Below are 13474 nucleotides of genomic sequence, written 5' to 3'. Positions count from 1 at the left end.
ATGGCGCCCTGCCCAATCCGGTGCCAACGTGACCGCTACCGTACCGAACCTCCCTGCCCAGTCCCTGATCAGCCCGGACATCGTCGAACTCGCCGATGTCGATTTCGCCTATGCGGCGGGCGACAAACCGGTGCTTGCCGGCCTGTCGATGCGCTTCCCGCGCGGCAAGGTTGTGGCCGTAATGGGCGGCTCGGGCTGCGGCAAGACCACGGTCATGCGGCTGATCGGTGGCATGGTGCGCCCGTCCAGCGGGCGGGTGACCTTCAACGGCGCCGACATCGACGCCATGGACCAGTCCGGCCTCTACGCCGTGCGGCGCCAGATGGGCATGCTGTTCCAGTTTGGCGCGCTGTTCACCGACCTGTCGGTCTTCGATAATGTGGCGTTTCCGTTGCGTGAGCACGCGGACCTGCCCGATTCGATGATCCGCGACCTCGTGCTGATGAAGCTCAACGCGGTGGGCCTGCGCGGCGCGCGGGACCTGATGCCCGCGCAGATCTCCGGCGGCATGGCGCGGCGGGTGGCGCTGGCGCGGGCCATTGCGCTGGACCCGGCGCTGCTGATGTATGACGAGCCGTTCGCCGGCCTCGACCCGATCTCGCTCGGCCTCACCGCCAACCTGATCCGCAGCCTCAACGACGCGCTGGGCGCCACCACGATCATCGTCTCCCATGATGTGCAGGAGACGTTCCAGATCGCCGACTACGTCTATTTCATCGCCAATGGCCGGATCGCGGCCGAGGGCGAGCCGGCCGCGCTGCGTGCCTCGACCGATCCGTTCGTGCGCCAGTTCGTCCATGCCGAGGCCGATGGCCCGGTGCCGTTCCACTACCCGGGCCCCTCGCTGGCCGAAGACTTCGCCGCCGGAGGTAGCCGTTGACCGCCTTCTTCATCAGCATCGGCGCCGCCGTGCGCAATTTCGTGGGCGGCGTCGGCCACGCCACGCGCATATTCTTCGCGCTGCTGTCGCTGTCCCCGGCGCTGCTGCGCCGGCCCCGGCTGGTCAGCGACCAGGTGTTCTTCGTCGGCAACCTGTCGCTGGTGATCATCGCCGTGTCCGGGCTGTTCGTCGGCTTCGTGCTGGGCCTGCAGGGCTATTACACGCTGAACCGCTATGGCTCCGAGCAGGCGCTCGGGCTGCTGGTGGCGTTGTCGCTGGTGCGTGAACTGGGGCCGGTGGTCTCGGCGCTGCTGTTCGCGGGGCGTGCGGGGACGTCGCTGACGGCCGAAATCGGCCTGATGAAGGCGGGCGAGCAGCTCACCGCCATGGAAATGATGGCCGTGAACCCGTTGCAGCGCGTGATTGCGCCGCGCTTCTGGGCCGGCGTGATTGCCATGCCAGTCCTGGCGGCCATCTTCAGCGCCGTGGGCATCCTGGGCGGCTATCTGGTCGGTGTGCAGCTGATCGGGGTGGACGCCGGCGCGTTCTGGTCGCAGATGCAGGGCGGCGTGGATGTGCGCGCCGACGTGCTGAATGGCGTGATCAAGAGCTTCATTTTTGGCATCGCGGTGACGTTTATCGCCTTGTACCAGGGCTTCGAGGCCAGCCCGACGCCGGAAGGCGTCTCGCGCGCCACCACGCGTACCGTGGTGATGGCCTCGCTGGCCGTGCTGGGCCTGGATTTCCTGCTGACCGCGCTGATGTTCAGCTGACGCGGCGGCAAACGAAACGCATTCGACAAGAGACTCGCATGAAGAAAAAATCACTCGACTACTGGGTGGGGCTGTTCGTGGTGGTGGGGTTTGTCGCGCTGCTGTTCCTGGCGCTCAAGGCCGGCAACATGAGCAGCTTCTCGTTCCAGGAGACCTACTCGGTCCAGGCGCAGTTCGACAACATCGGCGGGCTGAAGGCGCGCGCGCCGGTCAAGAGCGCCGGCGTGGTGGTGGGGCGCGTGGCGTCCATCCGCTTCGATGACAAGTCCTACCTGGCCACCGTCGAGCTGAACCTGGACAAGTCGTACCAGTTTCCGAAGGACACCTCGGCCAAGATCCTGACGTCCGGCCTGCTGGGCGAGCAGTACATCGGCCTCGAGGCCGGCGGCGACACYGCCATGCTGGCCCAGGGCAGCAAGATCACGATGACCCAGTCGGCTGTTGTGCTCGAAAACCTGATCGGTCAGTTCCTGTACAACAAGGCYGCCGACGCCGGCTCCGGCGGGGGTTCCGGCTCCACGGCCGCGCCTGCCGCGCCGTCTTCCGGCGCCGCYGCGCTGCCGGCCGCACCGGGCACGGAGGGCGCGAAATGAGCCGCCGTGCCAGGCATCGGCGCCCGCGGGCGCCGGGACAACTGTGTGCCGCCGCCCTTGCCGCCCTGCTGCTGGCGGGCTGCGCCACCGGCCCCGACGCCAATCCGAAGGACCCGCTCGAACCCCTGAACCGGGGCGTGCAGACGGTCAACGAACAAGTCGACAAATACGCGCTGAAGCCGGTTGCCACGGTCTACGCGGACTACGTGCCGTCGCCGGTCCGAACCGCCGTCGGCAACTTCTTCTCGAATATGTCCGATGTCTACTCGGCGGCGAACAACCTGCTGCAGGGCAAGCCATCGCGCGCGGCGGAAGACACCATGCGGGTGGCCATCAACAGCGTGCTCGGCATTGGCGGGTTGATCGACATCGCCACGCCGGCCGGGCTGCCCAAGTACAAGGAAGACTTCGGCCAGACGCTCGGCGTGTGGGGCGTGCCGGCCGGCCCGTACCTGGTGCTGCCGCTGTTCGGCCCGAGCACCGTGCGCGACACCGGCGGGATGCTGGTGGACCGCCTGATGGACCCGTCCGCCTATATCTATCCGGTGTGGGCGCGCAATACGGCCGCCGGCGTGCGTATCGTCGATGGCCGCTCGCAGTTGATGGGCGCCTCGAACCTGATCGAGGCGGCCGCGCTGGACCGCTATGCCTTCCTGCGCGATTCCTATATGCAGCGCCGCCAGTACCTGATCTACGACGGCAACCCGCCGTCCCAGGATGACCCGGACCAGGAGGGCGCTTCACCGGCCAGCCCGGTGAGCCCGACCGCCCCGTCCGACGCGGCGCCGGCCCAGGACAAGCCCGCCAGCGAAGCCCCGGCCGACCAGGGCACCCAGCCGGCCCAGCCGATGCCGCTGCCGGCCCCGAACCTGATCGGGCCGGGCGGTGCATTGCGCTTCGGCCGGTAATTGATTAGCCAGCCCAGTGCTGGCAAGGGTTCGCGGCGACTGTGCCAGCGCTGTGAGCCCTGCAACAAAGTGTTTTAAAGCGGCGCAATAGACGCTCGGATGCTAAACGTTTCCAGAGCGCCTATGTTTCAATGAATGCGCGGTCTGGCAGCCCCACGCCTGCCGCGCTGGTTACCTGGGCACCTGACGTTGTGCGTTGGCCGACGCGAAGCCCTTGATAGATAAGGATATTTACGATGCTGAAGCGACTGTTGGTCCCCTTTGTTTCTGTCTTCACCGTGCTGGCTTTCACCGGCACCGCACAGGCCCAGCAGGCCACGGACACGTCCTCGCCGGACGCGCTGGTCAAGACCGTGGTGAACGAGGTCATGGCCACCGTGCGGTCAGACAAGGACATGCAGGCCGGCAACCTCGGCAAGATCACGGCGCTGGTCGAGCAGAAGATCCTGCCGAACGCCAACTTCGGCAAAACCACGCAGATCGCCATGGGCCGCAACTGGTCGAAGGCCACGCCGGAACAGCAGAAGATCATTACCGATGAGTTCAAGACGCTGCTGATCCGTACGTATGCCGGCGCCATCGCCCAGATCCGCGACCAGCAGGTGCAGTTCCGCCCGTACCGCGGCACGGCCGAGGACACCGACGCCACGATCCGCACGCAGGTCATCAACAAGGGTGAGCCGATCCAGATGGATTACCGCCTTGAGAAGACGCCGCAGGGCTGGAAGGTTTACGACATCAATGTGCTCGGCGCGTGGCTGACCGAAGCCTACAAGGGCAGCTTCAACACGATCGTGACGCAGCAGGGCGTGGACGGTGTCATCAAGACCCTGCAGGACCGCAATCGCCAGCTGGCCAACGCCAAGAGCTGATGCGGAATCTGGTTGCGGCGCAGCACGCCGCAGCCATTCCGGTCTACAATGGCCCCTCGGCGCCGACCTGTTTCTCGTAGAAATATGCGTGGGCGCCGGGTCTCCAAACCTCTGTTTTCCCTTCTTCGATCGATCTGATGCCTGCGCTCGGCACTTCGCTGACCAACCGCAACGCCGCCGCCGTGCTGCGTGAGGGGCTGTCGCGCATGTCCCAGGGCGACGTGGCCATCGATTGCAGCGCACTGGCGCAGGTCGATTCGGCTGCCGTGGCCGTGCTGCTGGCGTGGCAACGCGCCGCCGCCGCACAGGGTCAGACGCTGGCGCTGCATGGCGTGCCGCCACAGCTGGCCTCGCTGGCCACGCTCTACGGGGTGGACAGCCTGCTGGGCCTGCCGCCCGCGCCGATCTCCCACCCGGAACACCACCACCACCGACATTGAACCGGCATCCATGGCTGCGCGTGATTGGCGCGGCCGATGCGATGCCCCGGCGTCAGGCTGCGGCCGGCGCCGCGTCGGAACGGTAGCGGGCCAGTCGGGCCAAAGCGAGACACCCCCCGCATCCCCTATAATTCCGGGTTGTTCGTCCCCAAGTCGCCCCCAAGTGTCCTGATACGGCTCCACCAGGTGCTGCGCGGCTAACCTCAAGGACGTCCCCCCAAACTCCAGTGAGGCGGCCCGCCCAGGCGCCACTCACAAGACCATCGGCCATGAAAGCCATCGAAATTACCGATGTCCGCAAGCGCTACCGCAACCTGCAGGCGCTCAAGGGTGTCAGTTTCACCGTCGAGCGCGGCGAGTTCTTCGGCCTGCTCGGTCCCAACGGTGCCGGCAAGACCACGCTGATCTCGATCCTCGCGGGCCTGAACCGCGCCGATTCGGGCCGCGTGAGCGTGCTCGGGCACGATGTGGTGGACGACTACCGCATGGCGCGCCGCATGCTCGGCGTGGTGCCCCAGGAACTGGTTTTCGATCCGTTTTTCACGGTTCGGGAGACGTTGCGGCTGCAATCGGGCTATTTCGGCCTGACGCGCAACGACGACTGGATCGACGAAATCATGGCCAACCTGGACCTCACCAGCAAGGCGGACGCCAACATGCGCCAGTTGTCCGGCGGCATGAAGCGGCGCGTGCTGGTGGCGCAGGCGCTGGTACACCGGCCGCCCGTGATCGTGCTCGATGAACCGACCGCCGGCGTGGACGTGGAGCTGCGCCAGACGCTCTGGAAGTTCATCTCGCGCCTGAACAAGGAAGGCCACACGATCATCCTGACGACGCACTACCTCGAGGAAGCCGAGGCGCTGTGCGACCGCATCGCCATGTTGAAGTTCGGCGAGGTGGTGGCGCTGGACCGCACCAGCAGCCTGCTGACCCAGTTCGCGGGGCTGCAACTGGTGCTCACGCTGTCGCGCGGSACGCTGCCGCCGGCGCTGGAGGCGCTGCGCACYCCGTCCAACCCCGGGGAGCGCGCCCACCGGCTGCGGCTGTCCGGCTATGAAGCCGTCGAACCGATCCTGGCCGCGCTGCGCGAGGCTGGCTGCGAAGTGGAAGACATGGAAATCAGCAAGGCCGACCTCGAAGACGTGTTCGTCCAGATCATGCGCCGAGAAGGTCACATGCCGGGCGCGGTGCCTGATGCGTCGCTGGAGGCCGCGGCATGAACCAACCCATCGAGCATCTGGACAATCGCGCCTCGGAGGCGTCCGACCTGACCGAGAAGGCCCGGCTCGACACCATGGCCGTGGGCGGCTTCGTCGGCTTCCGCACGCTGCTCTATAAGGAAGTGCTGCGTTTCTGGAAGGTGGCGTTCCAGACCGTGGCCGCGCCGGTGCTGACCGCCGTGCTGTACCTGCTGATCTTCGGCCATGTGCTGGAAGACCGCGTGCGGGTGTACGACCAGATCAGCTATACCGCTTTCCTGGTGCCGGGGCTGGTGATGATGAGCATTCTCCAGAATGCGTTTGCGAACAGTTCGTCGTCGCTGATCCAGTCCAAGATCACCGGAAACCTTGTATTCATCATGCTGCCGCCGCTTTCCCACTGGGAGATGTACGGCGCCTACGTGGCGGCGTCGGTCATCCGTGGCCTGAGCGTGGGTCTGGGCGTGCTGCTGGTGACGGCGTGGTTCGCGAACCTGCATGTGTACAACGTCGGCTGGATCCTGGTCTTCGCGCTGGCCGGGGCCGGCATTCTCGGCACGCTGGGGCTGGTGGCGGGTATCTGGGCCGAAAAGTTCGACCAGCTGGCCACGTTTCAGAATTTCCTGATCATGCCGGCGACATTCCTGTCCGGCGTGTTCTATTCGATTCACTCGCTGCCGCCGTTCTGGCGGGCGGTGTCGCACGCCAACCCGTTCTTCTACATGATCGACGGGTTCCGCTACGGCTTCTTCGGCGTATCGGACGTGCCGCCGCTGCAGAGCCTGGCCGTGGTGGCCGTGTCGTTCGCGGTGCTGGCCGGGCTGGCGCTGCGGATGCTCAGCACCGGCTACAAGCTGCGCCACTGACGCTACCCCCTCACGCGATCGACACAAATTCACAAGAGACAGACATGCTGCCTACACCGGAACAAGTCAGGGAATACATTGCCCAAGGGTTGCCCTGCGACCATCTGGAAGTGGAAGGCGACGGCCAGCACTTCTTTGCCACCATCGTCAGCGCCGAGTTCGACGGCAAGCGCCTGATCCAGCGGCACCAGCGCGTCTACGCGGCGCTGGGCGACCGTATGCGCGCCGAGATCCATGCGCTGTCGATGAAGACGCTGACCCCGGCCGAATGGAAGTCCGGGTCGGGCGCCGCCTGATGTCCGTCCAGGGACGCATCACGCCGCCTAACGCTGCATAACGAATACCGACACAACATGGACAAATTCCAGATCGAGGGCAACGGCCCGCTCAAAGGCGAGATCCGGGTTTCCGGCGCCAAGAATGCGGCGCTGCCGATCCTGTGCGCCAGCCTGCTGACCGCCGATGCCATCACCATCGACAACGTGCCGAACCTGCAGGACACGCGCACGATGCTCAAGCTGCTGCGCCAGATGGGCACCCGGGCCGACATTGACGGCGCCACGGCCACGCTGGCCGCCGCCGACATCAACGCGCCCGAGGCACCGTACGAGCTGGTGAAGACCATGCGCGCGTCGATCCTCGTGCTGGGGCCGCTGGTGGCGCGCTTCGGCGAGGCCCGCGTCTCCCTGCCGGGCGGCTGCGGCATCGGTGCACGGCCGGTGGACCAGCACATCAAGGGCCTGCAGGCGATGGGCGCCGACATCACCATCGAGCACGGCTTCATCCACGCCCGCGCCAGCCGCCTGAAGGGCGCGCGCGTGGTGACGGACATGATCACCGTGACCGGCACCGAGAACCTGCTGATGGCCGCCACGCTGGCCGAGGGCGAGACCGTCCTCGAAAATGCCGCGCGCGAGCCCGAGGTGACCGATCTGGCCAACCTGCTGGTGAAGATGGGGGCCAAGATCGACGGCATCGGCACCGACCGCCTGGTGGTGCAGGGCGTGGACCGCTTGCACGGCGCGCGCCACGCCGTGGTGGCCGACCGCATCGAGGCCGGCACCTTCCTCTGCGCGGCCGCGGCCACGCTGGGCGACGTGACGTTGCGCGACATCCCGCCGACCATCCTGGACGCCGTGCTGATCAAGCTGCGCGAAGCCGGCGCCRCGATCGAGACCGGCGACGACTGGATCCGCCTGGCCATGCCGCGCCGCGCGCAGGCCGTGAGCTTCCGCACCTCGGAATAYCCGGCCTTCCCGACCGACATGCAGGCCCAGTTCATGGCGCTCAACGCCGTGGCCGAAGGCACCGCGCGGATCACCGAGACGATCTTCGAGAACCGCTTCATGCACGTGCAGGAACTGAATCGCCTGGGCGCCAACATCACCGCCGAAGGCAACACGGCCGTGGTGACCGGCGTGCCGCGCCTGTCCGGCGCGAGCGTGATGGCGACCGACCTGCGCGCCTCGGCCGGGCTGGTGATTGGTGGCCTGGTGGCCGATGGCGAGACCGTCATCGACCGCATCTACCATCTGGACCGCGGCTACGACCGCATGGAAGCCAAGCTGTCGGCCGTGGGCGCGAAGATCCGCCGCATTGCCTGAGACGGCCCCTGAAACACTGCACGACGAATTGAAGAACGTACGATGAGCCCAGCTTTCAACGCCTCGCCCGACCAGCTTACGCTGGCGCTGTCCAAGGGCCGCATCTTTTCCGAGACGCTGCCGCTGCTGGCGGCCGCCGGCATCCACGTGACCGAGGACCCGGAGACGTCGCGCAAGCTGATCCTGCCGACGTCGGACCCGGCGGTGCGCGTGATCATCGTGCGCGCCTCGGACGTGCCGACCTACGTGCAGTACGGCGCGGCGGACTTCGGCGTGGCGGGCAAGGACGTGCTGATGGAAACCGGCATGACCGGGCTGTACGCGCCGATTGACCTGAATATCGCCCGCTGCCGCATGTCGGTGGCGGTGCCGGCCGGCTTCGACTACGCCAACGCGGTGCGCCAGGGCGCGCGGCTGGCCGTGGCCACCAAGTATGTGCAGACCGCGCGCGAGCACTTCGCCAAGAAGGGCGTGCACGTCGACCTGATCAAGCTGTACGGCTCGATGGAGCTGGGCCCGCTGGTGGGCCTGTCCGATGCCATCGTCGACCTGGTGAGCACTGGCGGCACGCTGCGCGCCAACAACCTCGTCGAAGTGGAAGAGATCGTGCAGATTTCGTCGCGGCTGGTGGTCAACCAGGCCGCGCTCAAGCTCAAGCGGGAACGGCTCACGCCGATTCTCGAAGCATTTGAACGGGCCTCGGCGGCACTCGCCTGAGGCATTGCCGCACCCGGGGACCCGTGAGGAAGGAAGTCATGACCGAAAGCGAAATGGATAACCTGTCGATACGCCGGCTGGACGCSGCGGAGCCGGGCTTCGCGCACGCGCTGCGCCAGGTGCTGGCGTTCGAGGCGTCCGAGGACGAGGCCATCGACCGTGCCGCGGCCGAGATCCTGGCCGATGTGCGCCAGCGCGGCGACGAGGCCGTGCTCGAATACACGCGCCGCTTCGACCGCCTGGAGGCGGCCTCGATGGGCGCGCTGGARCTGTCGCARTCCGAACTGGAAGCGGCGCTGGAAGATCTGGAGCCGAAGCGCCGCGCCGCCCTGGAGGCCGCCGCCGCGCGCGTGCGGGCCTACCACGAGAAGCAGAAGATCGAATGCGGCAGCCATAGCTGGGAATACACCGAGGCCGACGGCACGATGCTGGGCCAGAAGGTGACCCCGCTGGACCGCGTGGGCCTGTACGTGCCGGGCGGCAAGGCCGCGTAYCCGTCGTCGGTGCTGATGAACGCCATTCCGGCCCGCGTGGCCGGCGTGAAGGAAGTGGTCATGGTCGTGCCCACGCCCGGCGGCGTGCGCAACGAACTGGTGCTGGCCGCCGCGCAGATCGCCGGCGTGGACCGCGTGTTCACGATCGGCGGCGCCCAGGCCGTGGGCGCGCTGGCCTACGGCACGGCTACGCTGCCGCAGGTGGACAAGATCGTCGGCCCGGGCAATGCCTACGTGGCGGCGGCCAAGCGTCGCGTGTTCGGCACGGTCGGCATCGACATGATCGCCGGGCCGTCCGAGATCCTGGTGATCTGCGACGGCACCACCGACCCGGACTGGGTGGCGATGGACCTGTTCTCGCAGGCCGAGCACGACGAGCTGGCGCAGTCGATCCTGCTGTGCCCGGACGCCGACTACCTGAACCGCGTGGAGGCGAGCATCCGCCGCCAGCTGCCGACCATGCCGCGCCGCGAGGTGATCCATGCCTCGCTGACGGGCCGGGGCGCGCTGATCAAGGTGCGCGATATGGAAGAGGCGTGCGAGATCGCCAACGCCATCGCCCCGGAACACCTGGAGATCTCCGCCGAGAATCCGCGCCAGTGGAGCGAGAAGATCCGCCACGCCGGCGCCATCTTCCTGGGCCGCTATACCAGCGAGTCGCTGGGCGACTACTGCGCGGGCCCGAACCACGTGCTGCCGACCTCGCGCACGGCGCGCTTCTCGTCGCCGCTGGGCGTGTACGACTTCCAGAAGCGCTCGAGCCTGATCGAGGTCAGCGAAGCCGGCGCCCAGATGCTGGGCCAGATCGCCGCCGAACTCGCCTATGGCGAGGGCCTCCAGGCCCACGCCCGCAGTGCGGAATACCGTTTCAAGCGCGGCTGATGTCAGCGCGCGCAACGCTTTGAACCAAAAGGACTTTTCATGTCGGCCGTAGACCCTTCCCTGATCGAACGCATCATCCGTGACGACGTACGCGCCATGGGCGCCTACCACGTGGCGGACTCGCACGGTCTGGTGAAGCTGGACGCCATGGAGAATCCGTACCGCCTGCCGCCCGTGCTGCGCGACCAGCTGGCCGCGCGGCTAGGCGAGGTGGCGCTGAACCGCTACCCGGTGCCGAGCAGCGAGGCGCTGCGCGCCCGGCTGCGCGACGTCATGGACGTGCCGGCCGGCATGGACGTGCTGCTGGGCAACGGTTCGGACGAGATCATCAGCATGCTGTCGCTGGCCGCCGCGCGCCCCGGCGCCAAGGTGCTCGCCCCGGTGCCCGGTTTCGTCATGTATGCGATGTCGGCGCAGTTCGCCGGGCTGGCGTTCGTCGGCGTGCCGCTGCGCGCCGATTTCACGCTGGACCGCGCCGCGATGCTGGCCGCCATGGCCGAGCACAAGCCGGCCATCATCTATCTCGCCTACCCGAACAACCCCACCGGCAACCTGTTCGATGCGGCCGACATGGAGGCCATCGTCCGTGCCGCCCAGGGCGAGGTCTGCCACAGCCTGGTGGTGGTGGACGAGGCCTACCAGCCGTTCGCCCAGGAAAGCTGGATGCCGCGCCTGACCGAATTCGGCAACCTGCTGGTCATGCGCACGGTGTCSAAGCTGGGCCTGGCCGGGATCCGCCTCGGCTACGTGGCCGGCGCGCCCGAGTGGCTGGCGCAGCTGGACAAGGTGCGCCCGCCGTACAACGTCAACGTGCTGACCGAGGCCACCGCGCTGTTCGCGCTCGAACATGTGGATGTGCTCGACGAGCAGGCGGCCCAGCTGCGTGCCGAGCGCGGCCGGCTGGCCGAGGCCATGGCCGCCCAGCCGGGCGTGACGGTGTTCCCGAGCGCCGCCAACTTCCTGTTGATCCGCGTGACGGATGCRGCACAGACGTTCGACCGACTGCTCGCGCGGAAGGTATTGATCAAGAACGTGAGTAAAATGCACGCATTGCTGGCCAACTGTCTGCGCGTGACGGTCAGCACACCCGAAGAAAACGCGCAGTTTCTTGAAGCATTTGCTGCTTCATTGCAGGATTAACCCCACCATGCGTGTAGCAGAGGTCACCCGCGATACCTCGGAAACGCAGATCCGCGTTTCGCTGAATCTTGATGGCACCGGTCGCCAGAAGCTGGCCACCGGCGTGCCGTTCCTCGACCACATGCTGGACCAGATCGCCCGCCATGGCATGGTCGACCTCGAGGTCGAGGCCCGTGGCGACCTGCATATCGACGACCACCATACGGTGGAAGACGTCGGCATCACGCTCGGCCAGGCCGTGGCCAAGGCGATCGGCGACAAGAAGGGCATCACCCGCTACGGCCACAGCTATGTGCCGCTGGATGAGTGCCTGTCGCGCGTGGTGATCGACTTCTCGGGCCGCCCGGGCCTGGAATTCCACGTGCCGTTCACCCGTGCCCGCGTGGGCAGCTTCGACGTGGACCTGACCATCGAATTTTTCCGAGGTTTCGTCAATCACGCCGGCGTGACGCTCCATATCGACAACCTGCGCGGCATCAATGCCCACCATCAATGCGAAACGGTGTTCAAAGCCTTCGGGCGGGCCCTGCGCATGGCGGTGGAGCTTGACCCGCGCGCGGGCAACACGATTCCATCGACAAAAGGGACGCTTTAAGGCATAAGGCGAGGGGCCCGCTGCCGGGCCCGACCCGAACCTGCAGGCGTGCCGGCCGGTTGCGGCGCCCGCTGACGCTCACCCGACCCCGCAACCGATGGATACGCTCAAGTCCTTTATCTCGCTGCTGGCGCTGATCAATCCGATCGGGGCGATCCCGTTCTTCATCAGCCTGACCAGTCAGCAGACGGAAGCGGAAAAGCTGCGTACCATCAAGACGGCGTCGATGTCGGTGGCGATCGTGGTGGCGGTTTCGGCGCTGCTGGGGCAGCAGATCATCGAGTTCTTCAATATCTCGGTGGCGTCGTTGCAGGTGGGTGGCGGGCTGATCATGATCATGATGGCCATGAACATGCTGAACGCGCAGACCAGCCGCACCAAGGCCACGCCCGAGGAAGAGGACGAGGCTGACGCCAAGGCCAGCATCGCGGTGGTGCCGCTGGCGATTCCGCTGCTGACCGGGCCAGGGTCCATCAGCACGGTGATTGTCTATGCCGGCAAGTCCGCGCACTGGTGGCAGTCGCTGGTGCTGGTGGGGATTGGCGTGTTGCTGGGGGCCGTGGTGTACCTGACGTTCCGCGCGGCGGACCCCATCGCACGGGTGATGGGGCGCACCGGGATCAATATTGGCACGCGTCTGATGGGTTTGATCCTGTCGGCGCTGGCCGTCGAGTTCATTGTGGACGGGCTGAAGACATTGTTGCCTGTTTTGAAATCATGACTACCATAGCAATTGTGGATTACGGCATGGGCAACCTGCGCTCGGTGGCGCAGGCGTTGCGCGCCGCGGCACCGGAAGCGGATGTCCAGGTGGTGGATCGGCCCGAGGCCATCCGCGCGGCGGACCGCGTGGTGCTGCCGGGGCAGGGCGCCATGCCCGACTGCATGGGCGCGCTGGGCGCATCCGGGTTGCAGGAGGCCGTGCTGGAGGCGGCCGCGAGCAAGCCGATGCTCGGCGTGTGCGTTGGCGAACAGATGCTGTTCGACCGTAGCACCGAAAGTCGCACTGGCAACGCGGCCACGCCGTGCCTGGCACTGATGCCGGGCGAAGTGGTCCGTTTCGAGCTGGAAGGGCTGACGCAGCCCGACGGCTCGCGCTTCAAGGTGCCGCAAATGGGCTGGAACCGCGTGCGGCAGTCGCGCGCGCACCCGCTCTGGCAGGGCATTCCGGACGATAGCTGGTTCTATTTCGTCCACAGTTACTATGTGCGCGCGCAGGATGCGTCGCACATCGCGGGCGAAACCGACTACGGCGGCGTGTTTACCAGCGCGGTGGCACGCGATAATATTTTCGCCACGCAGTTCCACCCGGAGAAGAGCGCCGCGATGGGTTTGCAGCTTTACCGGAATTTCGTGCACTGGAATCCGTAACGCGCCGAGAAGCGCGTGAGAAGCACCCGAGAACCGAAGCGCCCCGATACTGACCAGCGATCGTTCAGAGCCACCGACCAGACTGCGCATCCAACTGCCAAACTGACATGACCTGAGCCCACCGGCGCTCGCGCCGGCAT

16 protein-coding genes are annotated in these 13474 nt (G+C 66.7%); all 16 read left to right on the top strand.

The window, feature by feature from the left end; translation table 11 throughout:
• The first annotated feature begins 28 nt into the window (after positions 1-28).
• The 16 genes from AB4Z27_RS19235 to hisH all read left to right on the top strand — a co-directional run bounded on the left by AB4Z27_RS19235 (position 29) and on the right by hisH (position 13334).
• Positions 29-880, top strand: coding sequence for an ABC transporter ATP-binding protein (locus AB4Z27_RS19235; RefSeq protein ID WP_441645031.1), 852 nt, complete (start codon positions 29-31; stop codon positions 878-880).
• Positions 877-1653, top strand: a complete 777-nt coding sequence (gene mlaE / locus AB4Z27_RS19230) for a lipid asymmetry maintenance ABC transporter permease subunit MlaE (protein ID WP_092299321.1) — start codon at positions 877-879, stop codon at positions 1651-1653. The genes AB4Z27_RS19235 and mlaE overlap by 4 nt, the downstream gene beginning before the upstream one ends.
• A gap of 38 nt (positions 1654-1691) precedes the next feature.
• Positions 1692-2246, top strand: coding sequence for an outer membrane lipid asymmetry maintenance protein MlaD (mlaD, locus tag AB4Z27_RS19225; RefSeq protein WP_092299318.1), 555 nt, complete (start codon positions 1692-1694; stop codon positions 2244-2246).
• Positions 2243-3154 carry an MlaA family lipoprotein gene (locus AB4Z27_RS19220; protein ID WP_441645030.1) on the top strand — a complete coding sequence of 304 codons (912 nt, stop codon included), beginning with the start codon at positions 2243-2245 and terminating at the stop codon, positions 3152-3154. Before mlaD ends, AB4Z27_RS19220 begins: the two co-directional genes overlap by 4 nt.
• Positions 3155-3390: 236 nt before the next feature.
• Positions 3391-4026: an MlaC/ttg2D family ABC transporter substrate-binding protein gene (locus AB4Z27_RS19215; protein ID WP_092299312.1), complete on the top strand. Its 636-nt coding sequence runs from the start codon at positions 3391-3393 to the stop codon at positions 4024-4026.
• Positions 4027-4163: 137 nt separating this feature from the next.
• Complete coding sequence (locus AB4Z27_RS19210; RefSeq protein WP_092299309.1) at positions 4164-4466, top strand: STAS domain-containing protein; 303 nt, start codon at positions 4164-4166, stop codon at positions 4464-4466.
• Positions 4467-4735: 269 nt separating this feature from the next.
• On the top strand, positions 4736-5686 hold the full coding sequence (locus tag AB4Z27_RS19205; RefSeq protein WP_092299306.1) for an ABC transporter ATP-binding protein: 951 nt from the start codon (positions 4736-4738) through the stop codon (positions 5684-5686).
• 74 nt (positions 5687-5760) lie between these two features.
• Positions 5761-6531: an ABC transporter permease gene (locus tag AB4Z27_RS19200; protein ID WP_369823521.1), complete on the top strand. Its 771-nt coding sequence runs from the start codon at positions 5761-5763 to the stop codon at positions 6529-6531.
• A gap of 44 nt (positions 6532-6575) precedes the next feature.
• Positions 6576-6827: a BolA family protein gene (locus AB4Z27_RS19195; RefSeq protein WP_092299300.1), complete on the top strand. Its 252-nt coding sequence runs from the start codon at positions 6576-6578 to the stop codon at positions 6825-6827.
• A gap of 57 nt (positions 6828-6884) precedes the next feature.
• Positions 6885-8135, top strand: a complete 1251-nt coding sequence (murA, locus tag AB4Z27_RS19190) for a UDP-N-acetylglucosamine 1-carboxyvinyltransferase (RefSeq protein ID WP_441645029.1) — start codon at positions 6885-6887, stop codon at positions 8133-8135.
• A 42-nt stretch (positions 8136-8177) separates the two neighbouring features.
• Positions 8178-8852: an ATP phosphoribosyltransferase gene (hisG, locus tag AB4Z27_RS19185; RefSeq protein WP_092299294.1), complete on the top strand. Its 675-nt coding sequence runs from the start codon at positions 8178-8180 to the stop codon at positions 8850-8852.
• 38 nt (positions 8853-8890) lie between these two features.
• Positions 8891-10228, top strand: coding sequence for a histidinol dehydrogenase (gene hisD / locus AB4Z27_RS19180; RefSeq protein ID WP_092299291.1), 1338 nt, complete (start codon positions 8891-8893; stop codon positions 10226-10228).
• Between the two features lie 39 nt (positions 10229-10267).
• Positions 10268-11368 carry a histidinol-phosphate transaminase gene (gene hisC, locus AB4Z27_RS19175; protein WP_092299288.1) on the top strand — a complete coding sequence of 367 codons (1101 nt, stop codon included), beginning with the start codon at positions 10268-10270 and terminating at the stop codon, positions 11366-11368.
• A 7-nt stretch (positions 11369-11375) separates the two neighbouring features.
• Complete coding sequence (gene hisB, locus AB4Z27_RS19170) at positions 11376-11963, top strand: imidazoleglycerol-phosphate dehydratase HisB (RefSeq protein WP_092299285.1); 588 nt, start codon at positions 11376-11378, stop codon at positions 11961-11963.
• A 97-nt stretch (positions 11964-12060) separates the two neighbouring features.
• Positions 12061-12684 carry a YchE family NAAT transporter gene (locus AB4Z27_RS19165; protein ID WP_092299282.1) on the top strand — a complete coding sequence of 208 codons (624 nt, stop codon included), beginning with the start codon at positions 12061-12063 and terminating at the stop codon, positions 12682-12684.
• Positions 12681-13334, top strand: coding sequence for an imidazole glycerol phosphate synthase subunit HisH (gene hisH / locus AB4Z27_RS19160; RefSeq protein WP_177219986.1), 654 nt, complete (start codon positions 12681-12683; stop codon positions 13332-13334). The genes AB4Z27_RS19165 and hisH overlap by 4 nt, the downstream gene beginning before the upstream one ends.
• Positions 13335-13474: the final 140 nt, after the last annotated feature.

Origin of the sequence: Cupriavidus sp. KB_39, from assembly GCF_052114485.1 — a bacterium.
In the GTDB taxonomy this organism is placed as follows: domain Bacteria; phylum Pseudomonadota; class Gammaproteobacteria; order Burkholderiales; family Burkholderiaceae; genus Cupriavidus.
Note: the sequence above shows the minus strand (reverse complement) of the source record. Positions and strands in the feature narration are given on the sequence as shown.